The sequence below is a fragment of the Streptomyces sp. NBC_01089 genome, assembly GCF_045162975.1.
In the GTDB taxonomy this organism is placed as follows: domain Bacteria; phylum Actinomycetota; class Actinomycetes; order Streptomycetales; family Streptomycetaceae; genus Streptomyces.
Genome location: NZ_CP108660.1, coordinates 7,427,370 through 7,449,245, shown reverse-complemented (window position 1 = coordinate 7,449,245; position 21,876 = coordinate 7,427,370). Strand labels below are relative to the sequence as shown.

Sequence of the window (21,876 nt, the reverse complement as noted above, 5' to 3'; positions counted from 1 at the left end):
GTTTGGCATCCGGGGGCGGCGGCAGCGATAGTCCCAGAGTGACGTCTCCTGCCGCCGCCCCCGCGCGCACCCGCCGCCCCGCATGGGCCGGACGCAACTACACCCTGCTCACAGCTGCCGCCGTGGTCACGAGCCTGGGCAGCAACGGCGCCCTGATCGCTTCGGCGTTCGCGGTGCTGGACAGCGGCGGCGACAGCAGCGACGTGGGACTGCTCGCCGCGGCCCGCACGCTGCCCCTCGTACTCTTCCTGCTGATCGGCGGTGCGCTGGCCGACCGGCTTCCGCGTCACCGGGTGATGGTCGCGGCCAACACACTCAACTGCGTCTCCCAGGCCGCTTTCGCCGTCCTGGTGCTGACCGGTCACCCGCCGCTCTGGCAGATGATGGTGCTCACCGCGCTGTGCGGCACCGGCCAGGCGTTCTTCTCCCCCGCGTCCGAAGGCATGCTGCTCTCCACCGTCCAGGGCGAGGAGGCGGGCAGGGCGTTCGCGTTCTACCGGATGGCCATGCAGGGCGCGGGGATCGGCGGGGCCGCGCTGGGCGGTGCGCTGATCGCCGCCATCGGTCCCGGCTGGGTGCTCGCCGTCGACGCGGCGGCCTTCGCGGTCGCCGGTTCGCTCCGGGCCTTCCTCGACGTCAGCCATATCGCGCCGCGTGCGCCGGGCGGCGGGATGCTCGCCGATCTGCGGGAAGGCTGGCGCGAGGTCACCGGGCGGCCCTGGCTGTGGAGCATCATTCTGCAGTTCGCCGTGGTCAATGCCGTGATCGGCGCCGCGGAGGCGGTGTACGGGCCGCTCGTCGCGCGGGACTCGCTGGGCGGCGCCGGCCCCTGGGGGCTGTCGCTCGCCGCGTTCGGCGCCGGCACGGTCATCGGCGCGCTGATCATGACGCGCTGGAAGCCGCGGCGGCTCCTGCTGACCGGGACGCTGTGCGTCTTCCCGCTCGCGCTGCCGTCGGCCGCGCTCGCCGTGCCGGTCCCGTTCGCCGCGCTGGTGTGCGTGATGTTCTTCAGCGGTGTGCTGGTCGAGACGTTCGGTGTGTCCTGGATGACGGCGCTGCACCAGGAGATCCCGGAGGACAAGTTCTCCCGGGTCTCCGCCTACGACTGGCTGGGCTCACTGGCGATGCTCCCGCTGGCCACGGCGCTCGCGGGCCCTGCGGAGCAGGCGTTCGGCAGGACCGCCTCGCTGTGGGGGTGCGCGGGTCTGGTGGCCCTGCTGACGGCCGCGGTGCTGTGCGTTCCCGACGTACGGAATCTGCGGCGCCGGCCGGCGGCGGAGCGGACGGCCGACGATCTCGCGGCCTCCGGTACGGCCGCGGTGGACACGGCGGCCGGTGTCCTCGCCCCGGAGCGCGTCCCCGGAGCCGCGCCGTCACCCGATGCTGAAAGCTCCGTCGGGCGGCTCGGGTGAGGCGACCGCTTCGGCGTCCGTGACCGGCCGGGCGCCACCGGTGAGGCGGGCCAGCGACGCACCGTGCTCGACCCGCGCGGGGAAGGCGTCCGACGCCGTACGCCGGCTCAGCGCGGCGGTGTCGAGCCCGGTGTGCGAGGCGACGAGGACCGCGTTGCCGAAGCGCCGGCCGCGCAGCACCGCCGGTTCGGCGATGAGCGCGACATCGGCGAACACCTGGGAGAACGCGGCGATCTGGGTCCGCAGGAAGGCGAACGGCGCACCGTCGGCGAGGTTCGCGGCGTACACCCCGCCGCTCCGCAGGACCCGGGCGGCCGACCGCGCGTACTCGACCGATGTGAGGTGGGCGGGCACCCGGGAACCGCCGAAGACATCGGCGATCAGTACGTCGGCCGACGCCGCCGGCCTGCCCTCGATCCAGGCCCGCGCGTCCATGGCGTGCACGGAGATCCCCGAGCCGTCCGGCAGCGGCAGTTCGTCCGAGACCAGGGCGAGCAGCCCCAGGTCCGCCTCCACCACGTCCTGCCGCGATCCGGGCCGCAGCGCCGCCACATAGCGCGGCAGCGTGAGGGCTCCCCCGCCGAGGTGCACGGCATCGAGCGGTTCACCGGGGGCGGCCGCGCAGTCCACGACGTGGCCGAGCCTGCGGGCGTACTCGAACTCCAGGTGCCCGGGCTCGTCCAGGTCCACGTACGACTGCGGGGCACCGTCGACCGTGAGCAGCCAGGCCCGCTCCCGGTCGACATCGGGCAGCAGCCGCGCGGTGCCCTGGTCCACGTCCCTGATCACCGGTATCGCGTCGTTCACCGTCCCATTGTGCCGTCCGTACGCGGTGACCGGCGCCCGCCTCCCGTGGGCGACGGGAGGCGGGCGCCGGGGCCGGCCGGTTACGACCCGTCGGCGATGACCTCGGTGACGGTCCCGGCCCCGACCGTGCGGCCGCCCTCGCGGACGGCGAAGCCGAGGCCCGGCTCCAGCGGTACGTCACGGCCGAGCGCGACGGTCATGGGGACCGTCTCGCCGGGGCGGGCCACCGCGAGACCGCCGAGGTCGACGTCTCCGACCACATCCGCGGTACGGATGTAGAACTGGGGCCGGTACCCGGTGGAGACCGGGGTGGTACGCCCGCCCTCGGCCGCCGACAGGACGTACACCCGCGCGGTGAAACGGCGTCGCGGGGCGACGCTGTCCGGCGCCGCCACCACGTCGCCGCGCCGTACCGCGTCCCGTGGCACCCCGCGCAGCAGCAGCGCCACGTTGTCCCCGGCCCTGGCCTCCCCCATCGGCTTGCCGAAGGTCTCGAGACCGGTGACGACCGTGCCGCCCGGGCCCGTTCCCGCGCCCAGCAGCTGCACCCGGTCGCCGACGCGGATCCGGCCGCGCTCGACGGCGCCCGTGACGACCGTGCCGCGCCCGGTGATGGTGAGGACGTTCTCCACCGGGAGCAGGAACGGCGCGTCGGTGTAGCGCACGGGCATCGGCACATAGGTGTCCACCGCGTCGAGCAGCGCCTGGACGGAGGCCGTCCACCGCGGGTCGCCCTCCAGCGCCTTCAGCCCCGACACCCGGACGACCGGGGTGGCGTCACCTCCGTACCCGTGGGCGGAGAGCAGCTCGCGGACCTCGAGCTCGACCAGGTCGGTCAGCTCGTCGTCCCCGGCGTCCGCCTTGTTGAGCGCGACGACGATGTGGTCGACGCCGACCTGACGGGCCAGCAGGACGTGCTCGGCGGTCTGCGGCATGACCCCGTCGAGCGCGGAGACGACGAGGATCGCCCCGTCGAGCTGGGCGGCGCCGGTGACCATGTTCTTGATGTAGTCCGCGTGTCCGGGCATGTCGACATGGGCGTAGTGGCGGGTGTCGGTCTCGTACTCCACGTGCGTGATGTTGATGGTGATGCCGCGCCTGGCCTCCTCCGGGGCCCGGTCGATCCGGTCGAAGGGGACGAAGGAGGTACCGCTGCCGGCGCTGTCGCTGAGCACCTTGGTGATGGCGGCGGTCAGGGTGGTCTTGCCGTGGTCGACGTGGCCCATGGTGCCGATGTTGAGGTGGGGCTTGGTGCGCACGTATGCCGTCTTGGGCATGGCTTTTCTTCCTCGCGAAATTCGGGAAACACCGAAGTGTGGCGGGACCCCCGGATCCGGCCGACCCTCCCCCTGCGGGGTCCGCCGGACTGTCCGGGAAGGGTCAGCTTCGTGCGCCGCCGAAGAGCGCTGCGGCAACGGCCGTGCTGTGCGGGGCCGTTGCCGTGGGAGCGGGGATACCGGCAGCCTTCGGCGCGTCCGCGACTGCGGACGATGCGGCGAGGAAGGCGTACCGGGACATGCCGCTGATCCTGCCCCCACCGCCGTGGGTACGTCGACCGGTTTTCCGCCCCGCGGAGATCCGCGGGCGCCCGCACGGGGCCCGGCGGGCGCCGGGCGGCCGGAGCCATTACGGCGATCACACACCGGTGTCGGTTAGTCTCCCGGGATGCTGGAGCCCGCTGCGCGACCCTCCGCCGGCCTGACCGCGCGCTGCGTCAGGGCACTCGCCTCGCCCTGGTCAAGGCTCTCCCTTCTCGTGGTGCTCCTGGTGGCCGCGGCGACCCTGATGCTGCTCTTCCAGCCGCAACGGCTGCTCGCCGCGGGCTGGCCCCCGCAGCTCAGCGGTGTCTCGGCCGTGGTGCTGTTCTCCGCCGCGTACGGCGCGTGCACCGCCGCCTTCGTGCCCCGCCCGCTGCTCAACCTCGCGGCGGGCGCCCTCTTCGGCAGCCAGGCCGGCCTCGCCGCGGCGATCGCCGGGACCGTGCTGGGGGCCGGTGCCGCTTTCGGCCTCGGCCGGCTGCTCGGGCAGAGCGCGCTGCGGCCGATGCTGCGCGGGCGCTGGCTGAAGGCGGCGGACACCCAGTTGAGCAGGCACGGCTTCCGTTCGATGCTCGCGCTGCGGCTCTTCCCCGGGGTGCCGTTCGCCGCGGCCAACTACTGCGCGGCGGTGTCCCGTATGGGGTGGCTGCCGTTCCTGCTGGCGACCGGGCTGGGGTCGGTCCCGAACACGGCGGCGTACGTGGTGGCGGGCAGCCAGGCGTCATCGCCCACCTCGCCCGCCTTCCTGATCTCGATGGGCTTCATCGTGGTGTCGGGGGCGGGCGCGGCCTGGCTGGGCTGGCGCAAGCGGCACCGGCTGCGCGGTCACTGAACCGTCGGTGACCGACACGTCCGGGCGGCAGGGGCACGTTCCGAGCACACAGAGCGTCCAGGGCGGCAGGGGCAGTTGGCCGACCGTACGCGCACGGGTCACCGGCCGTACACCTCCGGCGGTTACGTTCCTTGCGCACCAGCCCCTTGATCCTTTGGACGGCCGCCACCCATGTCTTGGTTCGAATCGTTCGTGCTCGGATTCGTGCAGGGGCTGACGGAGTTCCTTCCGGTGTCCTCCAGCGCCCATCTGCGCCTCACCTCGGCCTTCGCGGGCTGGCCCGACGCGGGCGCGGCCTTCACGGCGATCACGCAGATCGGCACGGAGGCCGCGGTCATCATCTACTTCCGCAAGGACATCGCCAGGATCGTCTCGGCGTGGTTCCGCTCGCTCACCGACCGCACGCTGCGCGGCGACCACGACGCCCGGATGGGCTGGCTCGTCATCGTCGGGACGATACCGATCGGCGTCCTGGGGATCCTGCTCAAGGACCAGATCGACACATCCTTCCGCGACTTGCGGGTCATCGCGTGCACGCTGATCGGGATGGGCCTCGTCCTGGGCACCGCCGACCGGCTGGCCGCACGCGACGAGAGCGGCGGCCGGCACAGGGTGGGCAAGCAGCGCAGGTCGCTGCAGGAACTGACCGTCAGGGACGGCCTGGTGTACGGACTGTGCCAGGCGCTCGCCCTGGTCCCCGGGGTCTCCCGGTCGGGCGCCACGATCAGCGGCGGCCTGCTGATGGGCTACACACGTGAAGCGGCCGCCCGGTACTCGTTCCTGCTCGCGATCCCCGCGGTTCTCGCCTCCGGCGCCTTCGAGTTGAAGGACGCGGCGGGCAGCGGCGGGACGGCCTGGGGCCCGACGCTGCTCGCCACGGTCGTGGCGTTCGGCGTGGGATACATGGTCATCGCGTGGTTCATGAAGTTCATCTCGTCGAGGAGCTTCATGCCGTTCGTGGTCTACCGGATCCTGCTGGGCATCCTGCTGTTTGTGCTGGTCAGCATGGGTGTGCTGAGCCCGCACGCGGGCGAATCCGGCGGCTGAACCAGGGCCGCACAGGTGGCGCTATCTAGCATTTCCTAGCGCCTGATTGCAGCACCACGCCATGATCATCTCCCACTCGTCTCCCACCCAGGAGACCGGGAGACGATCAGCCAGAAGTGCGCACCTGCAAAGTCGGGAGCAGAAAGGAGGGCCCGCACAGCAGCAGCTGTGCGGGCCCTCCTGCTTGGCGGCCGGCCCGGGTCAGTCGAGGCTGAGGCACGCCAGCAGGCCCTGGACACGGCCGGCGAGCGCCTTCTCCGGATCCGGGCTGATGGTGGCAAGTGCCACTGCGGCCGTCACGATGACGTCGCTCAGCTCCTTCTCGACGAGCCGCCAGCGCGGGCGGTGAGGAAGTCGAGGGTGTAGCGGTCGGGGTTGCCGTAGCCGGGCAGGCCCATGAGCTTGCCGGAGCTGGTCCAGTTGCCGAGTCCGAGGTGTTCGGCGACGGTCTCGTAGAACCAGCCCAGCGACTGGCTGAACGGGAACTGGCGCAGGACCTTCAATCCGTCGGCGGTGCCGTGGGCGAGGGTGGCGGAGACGCCGTCGCCGGAGCCGTCGACCACCAGGACGGCGGCCTCGTCGAAGCCGCTGGGGTGGAAGGCGGAGGCGGCGTGCGCGAGGTGGTGCTCGACCACGGTGACCTGCCGGTGCCGGTGGTGGCCGAACAGGGCGGGGGCGAGGAGTTCGGCGATCAGCTCGGCGTCCGTGCAGATGTTGCTCGGCGTAGGCCAGGCCGGGTTGAAGGCGATGGCGATCTCGTCAACGTCGGCCAGGGTGATGCCGGCCTCGGACAGGCAGTAGGCCGCGGCCACCGCGCAGGAGCGGGAGTCCTTGTGGTGCTTGCGGCGGGAGAAGCGCTCCTCCTCGGCGAAGGCGACCACCTTCCCGTCGATGACCAGGCAGGCGGAGGGGTGGAAGCAAAGGGAGGGGAGGGGGCGGCGGTACGGGCCGTTTCGGCTGGTGCCCGTCGTCCCCGATCGGCGACCGGTGTTTCCCCTCCACGATCCTTGCCACAGCAGCCTCCTCAAGGCCTGGGTTCTCCACTGCAGAAGCGGAGGCCCGCGATGCACGAGGGCGCACATGCGCCTGTACGCCTGCTGCATACAACCCAGCAACTGGGGCGCTCGTCAGCCTTCGAGCGGGCGGCCCTGTGCTGCCCGCAGGCGGGCCAGACCGGAGTTCCGCGTGCGAGCAAGTGGCAGTTCGTCTTCGGAGGTCGGGAGCGTGACGGGCATGGACCACACACCGCTGGTCTGGGAGGCGATGCCGAGCGCGACCATGACCTCGGCGAGTCCCATGCCGTGGCCGGAACAGGGAGCCCGGCCACGGTGAGTACGTCGGTGCAGCCGGCCTCCTTCCCGGCAACCAAGGCGCGGATCTGGGCCTTGGTTGCCGTCCCGCGCAGCGGTAATCGCGGAGCCAACTCAGCCCTTACCGCATTGCCCTCGTCCGCATGTCCAGAGACGCCCGCGCCAACGAGTTTGCCGCGGCGGCGGACTGTTCCGACTTTCCTGCCGATGGATGTCGGCCGGTGATCGGCCGCGTCCAGCTGCTCGGCGAGCGGGAAGCTGCCGCCATAATGGGAGGCATGCCCTCCAGCCCGCGCCACCCCGCACCCGCGTCGACGAACCTCTCGAGCACGGACGCCGAGGACCTCGCGCTGTACCGGGAGAAGTTCCGGTGCCGTCTGCCGGAGTCGCTGAACGAGTTGCACGGCCCGACCCAGGGGGTCGTCGAGCTGCCGCTGCACATGGCCTGGTCCGGGATGACCTCGTACGACCTGGGCAAGCCGCGCCAGCGCATGGGCCTGTACCGCACTGTCTTGCATGAGGGCCTGCACGACGACCTGCCCCGCTACCTCAACCAGGACCTGCTCCTCCAGCTGTGGCCGGTGCTGCGCACTCTCGTCGGCCGCACCGTGCGCACTGTGTGGGAGGACGCCTTCGCTCAGCTCGCCTCCCGCACCCAGGCAGCCGCGTGACGGACATGCCGGAGCTGCACGCGCGGCTCCTGGCGGATGTGATCGCCCTCGGCTCCCCGTATCCCCTGGTCCTCACTGGCGGGTATGCCGTGCGGGCGCACCGCCTCGTGAACCGCCCCAGCCAGGACCTCGATGTCGCCACCGAGAACCCGGCGCCCATGGCCGACATCGCGGCCACGCTCCGCGCCGGCCTGGAAGCCCGCGGCTGGAAGGTGCACGCGCTGGAGACCGCCCCGCTGTCCGCCCGCTTCACCGTGACCGACCCGGCCACCGGGCAGGACTGCGAGGTCGACATCCTCAAGGAGATCTTCTGGTGGCCGGTCGCCCAGAGCCCGTACGGGCCCGTCCTCGCGGAGGAGGACGTGATCGGGACCAAGGTCCGCGCCCTCGCCGACCGCGGAGCACCCCGTGACCTGATCGACGTGTTCGCAGCCTCCCGCCGTTGGAACACCGCCGATCTCGAGGAATTCGGCCGTCGCCACGCCCGCGGCCGCTTCGAGCGCGAAGACCTGCAGGCAAACCTCGCCGGATCCGAGTGGACCGACGACGAAGCCTTCGCCGCCTACGGCCTGGACCAGGCCACCATCACCGCTCTTCGCGCCTGGGCCGTGGAGTGGACCGAAGACCTCGCGGCCCGACTCCTCGAAGAGTCGGATGATCCGGACATCGACTGATCACATCTGGCCGACCACCGGAAACGGAAGCCCGGGGAAGCCGAGCGAGGGGCAAGTACGGTGCCGTGGAAATATCCCCACGGAACTGGGCAAACCGGCCTCTCACGGGCAATACGGCCAACGTCCGACTCCTCCGGGCAGCCAGGCCACGCCTCGAAGGTAGAGCTCGGCAAGCACTTCGGGCGTCCACGCTCTGAGGAAATGACTTCCCTCGAGCCCGCAGCCTGACGACGTTCTATCAGCGCGGACGACCGCCGCTGAGGCGGCGAAAAGAAGAGCTCCTCGCTCACCAACACTGCTCTTCCAATGGCCTGACCAGCCAGCCCGCCGGCGCACCCGACACGCCATCAGAACGAGCGTCATTTCAGCGTCAAGATACCGCACATACCGCACATAATATGCAGGGGCAAAATCGCAGGCCAGGAGCCCTTTGCGGCCGACTCCAAGATCGCCACCACTCCACGTGATGCGTCATCGAAAAGATGTCAAGCCCCGGGTTTTGTGGAGAGTGAGTTACTGAGGTTTTCAGGGTGGGGTCGGTGGGTTGATAGCCAGGCCCGTGGCGGTGAGGCAGCCGTCGATCGGATCCCCTCACGAAACGCCCGACGCTCAGCAGTCAGGCCCCCACCCTCCGGATAACGCATACCACCGGCATACCGCAGGGATCACGAACCGTCACTACCCGACGACAACACGAAAACCTCAGTAGCTGGTTTTCTGGAGTGCCGCAGGGGGTTCGGCCGCGTAGTGGGCGGCTTCGTGTTCGGCGGGGGTGATGTGGCCGAGCTCGCCGTGCAGGCGGCGCTGGTTGAACCAGTCGATGTACTCGGCGACGGCGATCTCGACGTCGTTGATGGATGCCCAGGGGCCCTTGTTGCGGATCAGCTCGGCCTTGAACAGGCTGTTGAACGCTTCGGCGAGGGCATTGTCGTAGCTGTCGCCCTTGGAGCCGACCGAGGCCACGGCCGCCTCGTCGGCGAGGCGTTCGGTGTAGCGAATGGCACGGTATTGGACTCCGCGGTCCGAGTAATGTGTGAGGCCGGTGAGGTCGGATCCGGTGTGCCGGCGGCGCCAGATGGCCATCTCCAGGGCGTCCAGGGCGAGGTCGGTGTAGAGGCTGGTGGCGACCTGCCAGCCGACGACCATCCGGGAGAACACGTCGATGACGAAGGCCGCGTAGACCCAGCCGGAGAACGTGCGGATGTAGGTGATGTCGGCAACCCAGAGCTGGTTGGGGGCGGTTGCGGTGAACTGCCGTTCGACCAGGTCGGCCGGGCGATCGGTCTCCGGGGCGGGCCGGGTGGTGCGCGGGCTCTTGGCGCGGATCACCCCGCGCAGTCCCGCCGCTCGCATGAGGCGTTCGACGGTGCAGCGTGCCACCTCGTGCCCCTTGCGGACCAGGGCGGCGTGGACCTTGCGGGCGCCGTAGACGCCGTAGTTGACGGTGTGGATCTGGCGTATCTCCTGGGTGAGTTCGGCATCTCGCAGGCTGCGGGCCGACGGCGGACGGGAGTGGGCGGCGTAGTAGGTGCTCGGCGCGATCGGCGCGTCCGTCTCGGCGAGGACGTCGCAGATCGGCTGGACGCCGAACGTCTCCTTGTGCTGGTCGATGTAGGCGACCTTCATCGCAGTGGACGGTCCAGCTCCGCGGCGAAGAAAGCCGACGCGGACTTCAATATCGCGTTCGCCCGCCGCAGTTCCTTCACCTCCCGCTCCAGCTCCGCGATCCGAGCCGCCTCCACACCGGTCGTACCGGGCACGGTGCCCGAGTCGATCTCGGCCCGCTTCACCCACCCCCGCAGGGCCTCGGGGTGCACATCGAGCTGGTCGGCGATGCGCTTGATCGCACCGGCCCTGCCAGCCGGATCCTTGCGGGCCTCGATGGCAAGACGCGTCGCGCCGTCGCGTAGTTCGTCGGGGTACTTACGGGGAGCAGCCATGATCGGCATCCTTCCGGATCTTGATGATCTCCATCAAACCCGGGGCGGTTCACACTGCGGTGCTTGGGCCGGGCGGTGAACCGCAAGCGGGTCGCCCGTCTCATGCATGAGCGCGGTATCCGAGGCGTCACCCGCCGCAAACGACGCTCCCTGACGCGGCCTGACAAGAAGGCGAGGCCGGCGCCGGACCTGACCGGCCGTGACTTCCACGCCGAGGCGCCCGGCACCAAGCTGGTCGGCGACATCACCGCCCTGCCCACCACCAAGGGCTGGCTCTACCTCGCCTGCTGGCTGGACCTGGCCACCCGCGAGGTCGTCGGCTACTCGATGGCCGACCACCACCGCGGGGACCTGGTCGTGGACGCACTGGAGATGGCCGCAGGCCGTGGAAGGCTCCGGTCCGGATGCATAGCGCATTCGGACCGCGGCAGCGAAGACACCAGCAGTCAATTCCGGCGCAAAATAGTTGAGTTGAGCCTCCGGCAGAGCTGCGGCCGGGCCGGTTCTTGCTTCGATATCGCTGCTGCGGAGAGTTTCTGGGCTCTACTCAAAGAAGAGATCGGCACCCGCGTCTGGCCCGACCGGGCCACGGCCCGGGCCGAGGTCTTCGACTTCATCGAGACGTTCTATAACCGTCGTCGCCTGCGCAAGCACAAGGTCTTCGGCTACCTCACCCCAGCCGAGACCCGGCAACGGCACCAACACGACCTCGCAGCATAGAGATCGAGTGTCCAAGATCACGGGGAAACCTCAGAGGCCGGGTTGTGAGTCTCTGTCCGTTTCGTCTTTGAGGCGGGGTCAGGTCGGCTGATCAGCGGTTCGGAGTGGTCTGACTCGTGGTGCAGGGCGAGGGATGGAGGACGCCTGCGTCAGTCAGGACTGCCCGCACGTCGCGGGTGAATCCGTCGGTGTCGTCGAGCCCGAACGCGACGCGTTGCAGGACGAAGCCGTGCAGGAGGGCCATCACGACTCGGGTGCCCCGATCGGGGTCAAGATCGGCTGGGACCGTGCCGGCGGCCTGGCCGTGGCGGAGCACGTCGGCCATGCGTCGGCGGACCTGCTCGAAGCCGTCGGCGGCGCGTTGGCGCAGCCCGTCGTGCCGCAGCAGTTCCCCCCAAGCCTGGACGGCGCAGCGCAAGAGTTCGTCGACGGGCACAGGCTGTCCGGCTGCGTCGATGGTCACCTTGCTGGCGGCGGGGGCGATCGAGGCAGCGACGAGGTCGGCGACAGTGGGGTCCTCGGTGCCGTCGACCAGTCGTTCTACTGGTGCGAAGATCAAGCGGAAGGCATCGCCGGCGATTTCCAGAATGATTTCCTCCTTGCCGGCGAAGTAGCGGTAGGAGGCCCCGACGGAGACCCCTGCCTCCTGGGCGATGTCCGGCATCGAGGTCTGGTGGAAGCCGTCGCGCGAGAAGCAGCGGCGCGCGGCGGCCACGATCTCGGCACGCTTCGCCTCACGTCGAGCCTCGGTGATCCGTGGCATCGCTCCACTCTCCCTACAGCGTCAAGGCCAACAAAATGAACGGCTATTCGCGTTGACCTGCCGCCCGCTCATGGCTAGCTTAATAGTGAATGACCATTCGCGGAAGTCGTGCGGGGCCACGTGTGCTCACATCGCTTCCACCGAGGCACCGAAGGAGTGGAAGCATGCCCAGCCTCGACCTGACCGTCGGCACCTACCTGTACGAGCACACCGCGGCACTGATCGACGGGACCGTGGCCATCGAGGGGGTGGACGCGACCTTCGAGACTGCACCTCTGATATCGGACACCTTCCGGCGCATGGTGCAGGGCAACTTCGACGTCGCGGAACTGGGGCTGACGTACTTCCTTCGCACGTTCGACCTGGACGACGCGCCGTTCCTGGCGCTGCCGATCTTCCCCAACCGGAACTTCCGGCACTCGGCGCTCTTCGTCAACACCGCCTCCGGCATCGAGAAGCCGCAGGACCTGGCCGGGTGCACCATCGGAGAGTTCGCCCTGTTCGGCCACGACCCGGGCGTGTGGATGAAGGGCATCCTTGCCGAGGACTACGGCGTCAGCCCGGACCAGTGCCGCTGGGTCATCGGCGGTACCGACCACCCGATCCCGTCCTTCGACTGGATCCCCCAGCCCGTGCCTGCAGGCGTGGACATCCGCCACGTGGCCGACGGCCAGACCCTGGGGTCCATGCTCGAAGCCGGCGAAATCGACGCACTCCTGTCGGTTGACGTCCCCCGGGCGTTCCTCGACGGATCCCCGAAGATCACGCGCCTGTTCCCCGACTACGAGACGGTGGAGCGCGCGTACTACCGGCGTACCGGCATCTTCCCGATGATGCACGTGGTCGCGATCCGCAAGGAACTCGCCCAGCGCCCCGGCCTGGTCCAGGCGGTCTATCGGGCCTTCGCGCAGGCCAAGGATGTCACGGCGCAGAAGTACCGCCTGGGCGCCGCGAAGCAGCACATGGCGGTCATGACCCCCTGGTTCAGTGAACTCTTCGCCGAGAACCGCGACCTGCTCGGAGAGGACTGGTGGCCCTACGGCCTGGCGGCGAACCGCAAGGCAGTCGACACCTTCCTGCGCTACCACCACGAGCAGGGGCTCTCGAAGTATCTGCTGACCAGCCAGGACATCTTCGTCCCAGGGCTGCTGGACTCCTGAGGGGGCGGGCTGTGAGTCTCTGCCAGACTCGTCTTTGAGTCGGGGTCAGGCTTGCTGATCAGCGGCGCGGAGTCCGGTCACTGGTGGTGCAGGGCGAACAGGCCCGGCACCGTCTCGGTGACCAGTCCGTGACCGACCAGGCGCTTGAGTTTGAAGCGCATGCCCTCGATGTGCTTGGGCTCGATGCCGAGGTCCAGGGCCCGACACAGGTCGCGGACGCGCCGGGGAGTCCCGGCGTCGCCTAGCGCGGCGAGGATGTGCTGGCAGGCGGGGTTGTCAGGCAGGCTCGGGCTCCGTGTGGTCCCGCCTCGGCCCAGCTCCAGAGCGAGGACGACCTTGCGGGCGGTGGTGAGATCGGCCAGTTGGCCCTGCAAGTCGCCCAGGCAACTGGCGAGTTGCTCCATCTCGGTGCGCGTGCGGTCGGCTTCGGCCGCCATAGCCTGCTCGCGTTCAGTGATCTTCTCCAGCGTCGATCCGGCATCCACCCACCTTCCTATGCTCCGCGCCAGGTCGGGGTCCGGGTGCCGGTCAGCCGGCAGACCATGTTGGCGCTCATCGCCCAGTACACGCGCGATTCGGAGGACAGCGGGCTGGACTCGTAGTCGCGCACCAGACGGCGGTGCAGCATCAGCGTGCCCAGGGTCTGCTCGACCCTCCACCGGATGGACTGCGGCACGAAACCGACCTGCGGCGGGTTCCTCTGCACGATCTCCACGTCGATGCCGAGCCGGGTGCCGTGTTCGACCACGGTGGCCTTGAACCCCTGGTCCACCAGCGCCTTGGTGACCGTCGTGGCCCGCGCGGCGACCTTGGTCAGCAGCGTGGTTCCGATCTGGTTGTCGTGCGCGCTCGCGGCGAGCACCACCACCGAGATGATCAGTCCTATGGCGTCGACCGCGATCCCGCGCTTGCGGCCGGGTACCTTCTTGCCCGCGTCCTTGCCGGTCGTGGACGCCAGGACGTTCACCGCCGCGTGCACGCTCTGCGAGTCGAGGACCACCAGACTCGGGTCCTCCGCCCGGCCGGCCGCCTCCCGCACCCCGCAGCGCAGAAGCTCGTGGATGACCTGGTCCAAGCCGTTGTCGCGCCACCGGTAGAAGTAGTACTTGACCGCCGAGGCCGGCGGGAAGTCTGCGGGCAGCAGGGTCCACTGGCAGCCGGAGCGATTCTGGTAGAACAGGGCGTCGACGACCCGGCGTATCTCCTAGCGCCCCTGATGGCCGCTGACCGAGGGGTGTGCCGCCTTCCACGCGGTGATCACGGGCTCGATCAGCGCCCACTGCGCGTCAGTGGTGTCGGTGTAGTAGCCGCGGCGTTCGCTCACCGCACCAGCCCAACACCACCGCCTCTGAAACGCAGCCGATTCCCGTCGGCGTCACCGAAACGCGTGATGACAAACCAGGGTGGACCCCATCAATCCGTGCCATCGGCCACACCCGATCCCGACGCAAAGGCGAACCGGACAGAGACTCACAACCCGCCCTCTGAGAGCGGGGCCGGGTTCTCCGGCTCATCGTCGCCCTGCGCAGCCTCCTCGATCCAGCGGACGGTCTTGCCGTCGGAGTAGGTCTGGAGCGTTTTGAAGGTCAGCTGGTCGGTGTCCTCGGGCAGCTGCCCGAAGGCGACGTCGAAGTCCTCGTAGTGCCCGGGGTCGATCTTGCCGCCGGTCCAGGTGATCTCGGAGACGGCGTCGGTGATGGTGCCGTCGTCGGTCTTGACCGGCGTCTTGAGCTTCGTGTTCGTGACCTTGGCGCTCCAGCCGTCGCGCGGGGAGACGAGGACGCCGAGGACGGGGTGGTCGGTGGGCAGGAAGACCTGGACCTTGGTGGTGGAGGCGGTGTCCTCCCCGTTGGGGACGCGGAAGGTCAGGACGCCGTCGGTGGCGCCCTTGGGGTAGCTGTCGGGGTGGATGGTGACGTGCGCGGAGGCGATGCCCGCGGCGGCCAGGACTCCGGCCGCGGCGAGAGCGGTGACGGCGCCGGCGCGGCGCAGCGTGGCTGGGTCCAGGAGCAGCGGCTGTTCGCGGTCCAGGCCGTCGGCTGATGCGCGGGGGCGGGTACCGCCTATGACTGGGAACTGGCTGCCCTTGGCGCGGCCTTCCCGGACACCGTTGTAGCGGGCTCCGCCGCTGTTGCAGTGTCTGCAGGCGATGCCGTCGTTCGACACGTCGCAGGCCAGCCACCAGTGACCCGGGTGGCCGGGCACGACGCGTACTGGGCACCGAAGATCTCGGCTCCCGCACCGAACCCGTGTGCTCCGGGAACACGGCCACAGGAGGAAGACCCGGGGGCGCTCCTGGCTGAGGTCTCCCGGCCGTCAGGCGCGCAGCAGGGTGGCGGTGCGCCCGGAGGGCGTGGTCTGCTGCGAGAAGGCGGTGCGCTCGTGGACCGGGGCTGCCTTCGGGCGGGTGTCGAAGACGACGAGGGTGCCCGTGGACAGCTCCATGCGGTCCAGGTAGTCGTCCAACTGTGCCAGCCCCTCGGCGAGGGGGTCGCTGCGGCCCTGGCGCCACACCTTCAGTTCCAGCGCCTCGCGCTGCACCGCCCGCGAACCGTCGGCAGCGGTGTACGGCTGGCGGATCAGCAGGTCCACGCGCCGTCGGCCGACCCCGTACTCCCGGTCGATGAAACCCGCCCCGTTCACGATCCGGTGCAGGTAAGCCATCATCACCAGCTGTGCTGCGGCCTCCGGGTAGGTCGAGGCGGTGGCCAGGATCTCGCCGTTCTCCCGCCAGAACTCGGCGAAGGAGCGCAGCAGCTTGTCCATGTCGATCCGGCCGTCCGGCAGCCGGAAGCTGCTCGGGGCGGCGACGACCTGGCCTTCCGTGTTGTTTCCCAGGACCCGGACAATGACCTCCTGGTAGATCGGATTGGCCACTCGCACCGGCGCGTCCGGAGCGACCAGCCCCAGGTCGCGCACGTACGCCAGATCGTCGTCGTACGTGTCCGTCGGCAGGAGCAGCTCGCCCGCGATCACCGGCTGGATCACCCGCCGCACCCGGTCCTCGCCCAACCTGGCGGCCAGCGAGTCCAGATGCGTCGCACGCGCCAGGATCAGCCGCTCCTTCGCCTCCTCCATGTGCTCGGCCGTGATCGGCGTGTCAGACGGCACCCCCATCTCCTCGACGACCTCCCGGGCCAGCGCGTTGACCAGCCACGGTTGTCCCTGGGTAAAGCGGAAGGCACACTCCAGCGCATCCACCGTGAAATCCTGGCCCGTCTGCGTGGTGTGCTGCCCGTACAGCTCGGCGACCTCGGCCTCGGTGAAGTCGCCCAACCGTAGCGACGCCACCTTGATGTTGAACGGACTCGACGTACCAAGGCGCCCCGGATCCCCGCCCGAGGCCGCCTTGTAGTCACGCACATCCCGCAGCCCGCACAGCACCACCGCATGCGGGAAGCCGCCACGGCTGACAGTGAAGCCATCGCGCAACTGGCGCAGCACACTGCGCAGGCTCTCCCCCCGCAGCGCGTCGATCTCGTCGAAGAACAGCACCAGCGGACGCGGACAGCTCCGCACCCACTCAGCCAGCCCCCGGGTGAGCCGGGACCCGGGCACCGCGTCGGGCCAGGATGCGGGGGGCGCGAGCTCATCAGGAAGCCCAGCGGACTCCGCGGACCGCCGAATCGCCTCCAGCACCAGCAGCTCGGCCTGGCCGTAGTCCTCCCCGGCCACCTCCGCGCTCTCGCACGAGAAGTGCAGCGCCGCGTACCGGCCCGAGGCCGTCAGTTCCCGGGCCATCGCCGCCAGCACCGTCGTCTTCCCGGTCTGCCGTGGCGCGTGCACCACGAAGTACTGACCCTGCTCGATGTACCCGCGGGCCCTGGGCAGCCGCTCTTGGGCTGGCACCATGTAGTGACGCGTGGGGACGCACGGCCCGGCCGTATTGAAGTAGCGCATACCGCGCACGCTAGCCGACGGCACCGACAACCTGAGGCGACCGTGCACCCGACCACCGGCTACACCGCCCCGTACGGGCACGAGTGCCAGAGCAGCGGTGCCCCGGTGCGGGGATCACCCGGCGGGCAGACGCAGAAACGCGGCCAGCGCCCGCTGGGGTGCGGTGACCGCTGGAGCGCCTCGGGCGACCGCCAGGGCACGCAGGTCACCGCGGCACAGCTCTTCGCGTGCCGATCAGCTCATCCGGGGCACCGCTGTCGTCCCAGTCGGCCTCATGCATCCTGCCCTTGCCGAAGATCTCATCCGGGCTGGTGACCGACCGAGGCGCGCACTGCGGCCAGTGCCTTGTTGGACAGTTTGGCCGCGGGTCAGGGGCCGGTCCCCCGCGACCACGAACGCCGGAAAGCGGCTGTACCTGCTTCGTCACGGCGGCAAGGAGTGGCTGGATGAAGATCGACACAGTCGCATCACCGTGGAGACCCGCATGGGCCGCGAGGTCGCCGGCGTGGATGGTCTCCACTCGCACGTTGCCCTGACCATGGAGCAGGAGTTTGCCGATTCGCTGCAAAGCAGGCGGCTGCGCCGTTCGTGGTCGGCGAGGGAGGGCACTGGAAAGGCGTCATCTCCCACTGCTCTTCCATTCGATCTTGAAAAGTGGTGGAAACCAGCAGGTCAAAGCCGCTCAGGACACGTCGACATAGTTTCGTTCATGAAGTTCATCTCGTCGAAGAGCTTCATGCCGTTCGTGGTCTACCGGATCCTGCTGGGCGTCACCCTGTTCTTCCTGGTGGGTACGGGAGTGCTGAGCCCGGACGCGGGGCCGGCCGGGGGGTGAGGCCCGGCGCGCGGGCCGTACGGGCCGGATACCGCGTCAGCCACGGCACCGCCCCGTACGGGATCTCCTCACGTCACCGTCCGGCCGGCGCGATCCGTCGTCAGTGCCCGGCGCTCTGGCGGTCCCGCGCCCTGTCGGCGAGCGCCTGGGCGCCCTGCGGGTCGTCGACGGGCCGCGCGGTGCCGCGCGGCCGGTCGGCGAGCTTGAGCCAGACCACTCCGGCGATGATCACGGCCAGCCACAGGGTCTGGGCCAGGGTGAGGGTCTCGTCGAAGAAGACAGGACCGAGCGCGGCCGCGCCGACGGCCCCGATTCCCGCCCACACGGCGTAGCCGATGCTCATCTCGATGGTCCGCAGCGCGACGCTGAGGGCGTACAGCGTCAGCAGGAAGAACACGACGGCGACGAGCGACCACGTCAGACGGGTGAAGCCGTGGCTGCCGCCGACGGAGAGCGCGTAGCCGATCTCGAATACTCCGGCCAGGAGAAGCATGAGCCAGGAGTTGGTGGAGCTGGTGGAGTTGCGGGCTGTGTCGTCGGACATGGGAGCGGGTCCTTTCGCAGGAGTCGGTCGGAGAGATGACGGGGGGGATGTTCAGGCGGCGCCGCTGAGCTGGAGGCCGACGACCCCGGCGATGATGACGGCGATACCGAGCGCCTTGCGCCAGTCCAGACGCTGGCCGAAGAGGACGGCCCCGAGAACGGTGATGCCGATACCGGCCACGGACGTCCAGATGGCGTAGCCGACGCCGACGTCGAAGGTCAGCAGCGCCCGGCTGAGGAAGTACGTCCCGATGGCGCCGCTGGCCAGCGTCGTGGCAGTCCAGCCGCGGTTCTTGAAGCCTTCGGCCTTGCCGGCCGCGATGGCGACGGTGATCTCGAAGACGACGGCGATGGCGAGGTAGAGCCACTGCATGACGGTCCTTTCGTCGGTGAACAACTGGGGTGCGGGGTCGGCCCGTTGTGGAATCCCACGTGCCATGTGCCACATGAACGGGCCGGGCCCGGTCGGTACCTGGTGGGCCCGCGCGGAGAATGTGCCGGTGGCCCACCAGGAGATTTCAGGTGCGCCGCTCGTGGGAGCGGTGCCGTACGGGAGCAGCGCCCCCGGGAAGCCTTGAGGAGCGTGCCGTGTGGATCCGTCCCGCTCCCGCGAAGGCCGCGGCGGCGGTCAGAGCCGTGACGACCGTGGACGAGGTGGCGACTCCGGCGGCGTCGCTCAGATAGCCGGTGAGGATGGGCATGAGGCCGGCGAACAGGTAACCGCCCGCGCTGAGCGCCGCGTTGGCCTCGGCGAGGCGGGCAGGGGCCACTTCGGCGCCCAGCCGTGAGAAGCCGCCGTACTGGCCCATGCCCTGGCCGGTGCCCGCGAGGATCGCCGCGACGGCCAGACAGCTCAGGGAGTGAGCGCGGACAGCGACGGCCACGGCGAGCATGGCGGTCCCGGTGGTGATCCCCGCGATGGTGAGAATCCGGTGCACCGGAAATCTCTTGACCGCAAACTGGATTCCGGTCGATGCCCCGAACATCAGGAAGCTGATCCCGCCGGTCGTCAGGCGGTTGGTGGTGTGCAGAAGTGCGGCGAGCAGGGTCGGGCCCAGGGCGAGCAGGAGGGATGTTCCTGTCATGCCGGGGGCGTAGGCCAGGAGGCTTTCGGCGAGGCCACGCCGGTTGGCGCGCGGGACCGAAGGAAGGCGCAGCCATCCTGTGGGAGCCGGGTGGCCGGCGGGGCGCGCGAGGGACGGCCGGAGTCCGTACACGACCGGCAGAGCCGACAGGAGCAGCACCCCTTCGATCGCGAACGCGGTCACGGTGGGGGCGGGCCAGTACTGCGAGACGCCGCCGCCGAGCAGGGGTCCGCCGGCGAGTCCGATGCCGATGGCGACGGACGCGGCGAGGGCAGCCTGCGGACGACGCGCGGGTCCGCCGACGTGGGCGACCGCCGCGGTACCGGCCGAGAGCGCGGCGCCGACGGCCACGCCGGTGAGGACGCGGGCGACGATCAGGGTGAGGACATGGGTGGCTGTCATGAACAGTGCGCAGGAGACGAGGGCGGCGGTGAGGGCGGGCAGCAGGACCCGGCGGCTGCCGTACCGGTCGGCCAGGGTGCCGGTGAAGGGCAGGACGAGGAGCAGACCGCCGATGTAGGCGGCGAAGATGACGGTCGTCGTGCCGGTGGAGAAACCGATGCGGTCCTGCCAGAGGCCGAGCAGTGGCGTCGGGATATTGGACAGCGTGAACACGACGGTGATGGGCCAGGCCGCTGCCCATACCTCCCAGGGCCGTGCCCGGAGCGCGCCGTTCACAGGCCGCGGAGGAGCGGGAGCAGTTCGTCTGCTGTCCGTTGCACCGCGGTGCGGTAGCCGGCCTCCGTCAGCTCGTCGGTGGGAAGGCGCAGGATCAGGTGGCGGGCGCCGTTCTTGATGTACTGCGTGAGCCAGTCGGCGGCCTGCTGCGGAGTGCCGCCGAAAATGCCCTGTGTGGTGCGCATGGTGGTGAGCGGAAGGTCGTAGTAGGCGCGGAAGTAGGACCACAGGGTGTCCTCGGCCTGCCGGCGGGAGCGGTTGACGGCCACGGAGAGATAGACGGCGCCGGTGACCTCACCGGCGGGGCGGCCCGCCTCCTGGCGCGCCGCGGTGACCCGGTCCCAGCCCTCGCCGTACTTCTCGGGGGTCGTGGAGGTGGGCATCCAGCCGTCGAACCTGTTGCCCGTGCGCTGGAGCATCGTGGGGCCTGAGTGGGCGATCCACAGCGGGGGGCCGTCGGGGTGGTGCGTACGGGGCAGCAGGGCGGCGTCCGCCAGCCGGTAGTGCCGTCCTTCGTAGGAGACGGGCTCGCCCCGGGCCGCCCACAGGGCCTGGCAGATCTCGGCGGTCTCCCGCATCCGGGCAGACCGGGTGGTGAAGTCGAGGCCGTAGTTGGCGAATTCGCGCGCGGTGGCCGGCGAGGCGAAGCCGGATCCGACACCTACGATGAGCCGGCCGCCGGAGATCCGGTCGAGGCAGGCGAGTTCATGGGCCAGGTGGACGGGCGCGCGCAGCGGCAGGAGGACGGCGGTCCCCAGCTGCAGGCGTTCGGTGACCGCCGCGGCGGCGGTGAGCGCGAGCAGAGGGTTTATCCGCGCTCGGGCGAGGGGGGATTCACCGGCCCACACGGAGTCGAAGCCGCAGCTCTCGGCCAGGGCCGCGATCGAGGCGAGGTGCGCGGGGTAGGGGCTGTCGTCGATGACGGACTCGCGTCCGGGCAGCACGATGCCCACCTTGAGGCCGGTCACCGCTCCCACTCCCGCCCGGGGACGATGCCCTCGATCTCGACGAGGAGGTCTCTGCGGCAGACGGCGACGTTGAGGTACTTCACCTCGACGCCGGCGCCGAGTCTCTCCTCGCATACCGCGCGGACCGCCGGGATGTCGTTCGCGTGCCGTACGTACACCTTGGGCACCCGGAGGTTCTTGAGCTCGTGGCCCGCGTCGACGCCCTGGGCGGTGAGGTTCTCGCGGGACACGAGATGGGCGATGTTGTCGAGCGTTTCGTGGGTCTGGCGCCGTATGTCGCCGTGGTGGACCGTTTCGTGGCCGACTATGGACGCGGTGCCGGAGACGTAGAGCGTGTCGTCGAGCACGGTGGCGCGGGCGAAGCTCGGCGGCTTGGGACCGTACCGGCCGGGATAGTGGTAGGCGGCGGTCTGGCGGCTGTTCTCCAGGTGCCGGGGTGTTCCTCCCCTGACGGCGAGCAGGGAGAAGGCGATGCCGCGGCCCTGGGTGCCGATGCCGGTGGCAGCGGGCAACTGGGCGGTGCCACTGCCCAGATAGGTGTGGAACGCCTGGGCGCGGCCCTGGACGAAGTCCTGGTAGATCTCCATGCCGTCGGCGTTGGTGCCGATGATGTCGCCGACGAAGTTCCACATCCGGAAGATGTGCTGGTAGTCGAGGTGGTTGACGAGCGCGAAGACCCTCTCGTACAGGCCGCGGACCGGTGGGGTGTAGACGCCCTGCTCCGGGAGGAGTCCGGCGACGAAGAGGTACTGCCCGTCATGGGCGTAGGCGTGGTCCTCGCGCAGGGTCCAGCGTGGCCGGCCGGCCACGGTCCACACCTCGCGGAAGGCGTCGCCGCCGGTCACGGTCATCGGGACGGCCAGGTCGGGGTGGCCCTGCGCGGTGCGCGTGAGGCGGGCGGTGTCGCCGTAGGTGACGGTGGCCAGGACATGCCGGTCATGGCCGGAACGCGCAGTCTCCCCGGCAGGGGTGAAGTGGGCGCGGATGCTCATG

At 70.0% G+C, this 21,876-nt stretch carries 20 protein-coding genes, 3 pseudogenes and 1 other annotated feature; of the genes and pseudogenes, 8 read left to right on the top strand and 15 right to left on the bottom strand.

Features of this window, described 5'->3' with window-relative positions; genetic code table 11:
- Positions 1-38: 38 nt before the first annotated feature.
- Positions 39-1,412: an MFS transporter gene (locus OG510_RS33495; protein WP_406141748.1), complete on the top strand. Its 1,374-nt coding sequence runs from the start codon at positions 39-41 to the stop codon at positions 1,410-1,412.
- Here OG510_RS33495 and OG510_RS33490 read toward each other — a convergent pair.
- Positions 1,374-2,219, bottom strand: coding sequence for a spermidine synthase (locus OG510_RS33490; RefSeq protein ID WP_406141747.1), 846 nt, complete (start codon positions 2,217-2,219; stop codon positions 1,374-1,376). The two genes, OG510_RS33495 and OG510_RS33490, sit on opposite strands and share 39 nt — an antisense overlap.
- Before the next feature lie 80 nt (positions 2,220-2,299).
- Positions 2,300-3,496, bottom strand: a complete 1,197-nt coding sequence (gene tuf, locus OG510_RS33485; protein ID WP_406141746.1) for an elongation factor Tu — start codon at positions 3,494-3,496, stop codon at positions 2,300-2,302.
- Between the two features lie 388 nt (positions 3,497-3,884).
- Here tuf and OG510_RS33480 point away from each other — a divergent pair, with 388 nt between their 5' ends.
- Together OG510_RS33480 and OG510_RS33475 are read left to right on the top strand one after the other, a co-directional pair.
- On the top strand, positions 3,885-4,589 hold the full coding sequence (locus OG510_RS33480) for a TVP38/TMEM64 family protein (protein WP_406141745.1): 705 nt from the start codon (positions 3,885-3,887) through the stop codon (positions 4,587-4,589).
- A 171-nt stretch (positions 4,590-4,760) separates the two neighbouring features.
- Entirely contained in the window at positions 4,761-5,636 is an 876-nt protein-coding gene (locus OG510_RS33475; RefSeq protein WP_406141744.1) for an undecaprenyl-diphosphate phosphatase, read from the top strand.
- A gap of 311 nt (positions 5,637-5,947) precedes the next feature.
- Here the strand turns inward: OG510_RS33475 and OG510_RS33470 are convergent, their stop codons facing one another.
- Together OG510_RS33470 and OG510_RS33465 are read right to left on the bottom strand one after the other, a co-directional pair.
- Positions 5,948-6,517 (bottom strand): carbamoyltransferase N-terminal domain-containing protein, encoded by a 570-nt coding sequence (locus OG510_RS33470; RefSeq protein WP_406141743.1) that lies wholly within the window; start codon positions 6,515-6,517, stop codon positions 5,948-5,950.
- 246 nt (positions 6,518-6,763) lie between these two features.
- Positions 6,764-6,934: a hypothetical protein gene (locus OG510_RS33465; RefSeq protein WP_406141741.1), complete on the bottom strand. Its 171-nt coding sequence runs from the start codon at positions 6,932-6,934 to the stop codon at positions 6,764-6,766.
- Between the two features lie 290 nt (positions 6,935-7,224).
- Here OG510_RS33465 and OG510_RS33460 point away from each other — a divergent pair, with 290 nt between their 5' ends.
- Together OG510_RS33460 and OG510_RS33455 are read left to right on the top strand one after the other, a co-directional pair.
- The gene (locus tag OG510_RS33460; RefSeq protein WP_406141739.1) at positions 7,225-7,617 is read left to right on the top strand and encodes a hypothetical protein; all 393 of its coding nucleotides are present in this window, start codon (positions 7,225-7,227) and stop codon (positions 7,615-7,617) included.
- Between the two features lie 5 nt (positions 7,618-7,622).
- Positions 7,623-8,291 (top strand): nucleotidyl transferase AbiEii/AbiGii toxin family protein, encoded by a 669-nt coding sequence (locus tag OG510_RS33455; RefSeq protein ID WP_406142690.1) that lies wholly within the window; start codon positions 7,623-7,625, stop codon positions 8,289-8,291.
- Positions 8,292-8,993: 702 nt separating this feature from the next.
- Here the strand turns inward: OG510_RS33455 and OG510_RS33450 are convergent.
- Positions 8,994-10,231, bottom strand: a protein-coding gene (locus OG510_RS33450; RefSeq protein ID WP_406141737.1) for an IS3 family transposase whose coding sequence is annotated in 2 segments (ribosomal slippage) — positions 8,994-9,952 and positions 9,952-10,231 — 1,239 coding nt in all. Because the reading frame shifts where the segments join, the coding sequence is not laid out codon by codon here.
- Positions 9,825-9,953, bottom strand: a sequence feature (AL1L pseudoknot). (Overlaps the previous gene by 129 nt.)
- 63 nt (positions 10,232-10,294) lie before the next feature.
- On the opposite strand from OG510_RS33450, the gene OG510_RS33445 reads away from it, so the two are divergent.
- Entirely contained in the window at positions 10,295-10,951 is a 657-nt protein-coding gene (locus OG510_RS33445; RefSeq protein ID WP_406141735.1) for an IS3 family transposase, read from the top strand.
- Between the two features lie 91 nt (positions 10,952-11,042).
- On the opposite strand, the gene OG510_RS33440 is transcribed toward OG510_RS33445, so the two are convergent.
- Positions 11,043-11,714: a TetR/AcrR family transcriptional regulator gene (locus OG510_RS33440; protein WP_406141734.1), complete on the bottom strand. Its 672-nt coding sequence runs from the start codon at positions 11,712-11,714 to the stop codon at positions 11,043-11,045.
- A 164-nt stretch (positions 11,715-11,878) separates the two neighbouring features.
- On the opposite strand from OG510_RS33440, the gene OG510_RS33435 reads away from it, so the two are divergent.
- Complete coding sequence (locus OG510_RS33435) at positions 11,879-12,874, top strand: 4,5-dihydroxyphthalate decarboxylase (RefSeq protein WP_406141732.1); 996 nt, start codon at positions 11,879-11,881, stop codon at positions 12,872-12,874.
- Between the two features lie 77 nt (positions 12,875-12,951).
- On the opposite strand, the gene OG510_RS33430 is transcribed toward OG510_RS33435, so the two are convergent.
- From OG510_RS33430 to OG510_RS33415, 4 genes and pseudogenes are all read right to left on the bottom strand, one after another.
- The gene (locus tag OG510_RS33430; protein WP_406141731.1) at positions 12,952-13,359 is read right to left on the bottom strand and encodes a hypothetical protein; all 408 of its coding nucleotides are present in this window, start codon (positions 13,357-13,359) and stop codon (positions 12,952-12,954) included.
- A gap of 8 nt (positions 13,360-13,367) precedes the next feature.
- Positions 13,368-14,198, bottom strand: a pseudogene (locus OG510_RS33425) (IS5 family transposase).
- 164 nt (positions 14,199-14,362) lie between these two features.
- Positions 14,363-14,887, bottom strand: a pseudogene (locus OG510_RS33420) (YcnI family protein); the annotation flags it as partial.
- Between the two features lie 303 nt (positions 14,888-15,190).
- On the bottom strand, positions 15,191-16,774 hold the full coding sequence (locus OG510_RS33415) for an ATP-binding protein (RefSeq protein ID WP_406141729.1): 1,584 nt from the start codon (positions 16,772-16,774) through the stop codon (positions 15,191-15,193).
- 697 nt (positions 16,775-17,471) lie between these two features.
- On the opposite strand from OG510_RS33415, the pseudogene OG510_RS33410 reads away from it, so the two are divergent.
- Positions 17,472-17,609: pseudogene (locus OG510_RS33410) on the top strand (undecaprenyl-diphosphatase); the annotation flags it as partial.
- 100 nt (positions 17,610-17,709) lie between these two features.
- Here OG510_RS33410 and OG510_RS33405 read toward each other — a convergent pair.
- From OG510_RS33405 to OG510_RS33385, 5 genes are all read right to left on the bottom strand, one after another.
- On the bottom strand, positions 17,710-18,153 hold the full coding sequence (locus OG510_RS33405; protein ID WP_406141727.1) for a DMT family transporter: 444 nt from the start codon (positions 18,151-18,153) through the stop codon (positions 17,710-17,712).
- Positions 18,154-18,204: 51 nt separating this feature from the next.
- Entirely contained in the window at positions 18,205-18,525 is a 321-nt protein-coding gene (locus OG510_RS33400; protein ID WP_406142688.1) for a DMT family transporter, read from the bottom strand.
- Positions 18,526-18,670: 145 nt separating this feature from the next.
- Complete coding sequence (locus tag OG510_RS33395; RefSeq protein WP_406141726.1) at positions 18,671-19,915, bottom strand: MFS transporter; 1,245 nt, start codon at positions 19,913-19,915, stop codon at positions 18,671-18,673.
- Positions 19,912-20,883 carry an LLM class flavin-dependent oxidoreductase gene (locus tag OG510_RS33390; protein ID WP_406141724.1) on the bottom strand — a complete coding sequence of 324 codons (972 nt, stop codon included), beginning with the start codon at positions 20,881-20,883 and terminating at the stop codon, positions 19,912-19,914. Before OG510_RS33390 ends, OG510_RS33395 begins: the two co-directional genes overlap by 4 nt.
- A complete protein-coding gene (locus tag OG510_RS33385; protein ID WP_406141722.1) occupies positions 20,880-21,875 on the bottom strand; it encodes an FkbO/Hyg5 family chorismatase in 996 nt (331 codons plus the stop codon). Before OG510_RS33385 ends, OG510_RS33390 begins: the two co-directional genes overlap by 4 nt.
- Between the last annotated feature and the right edge of the window lies 1 nt (position 21,876).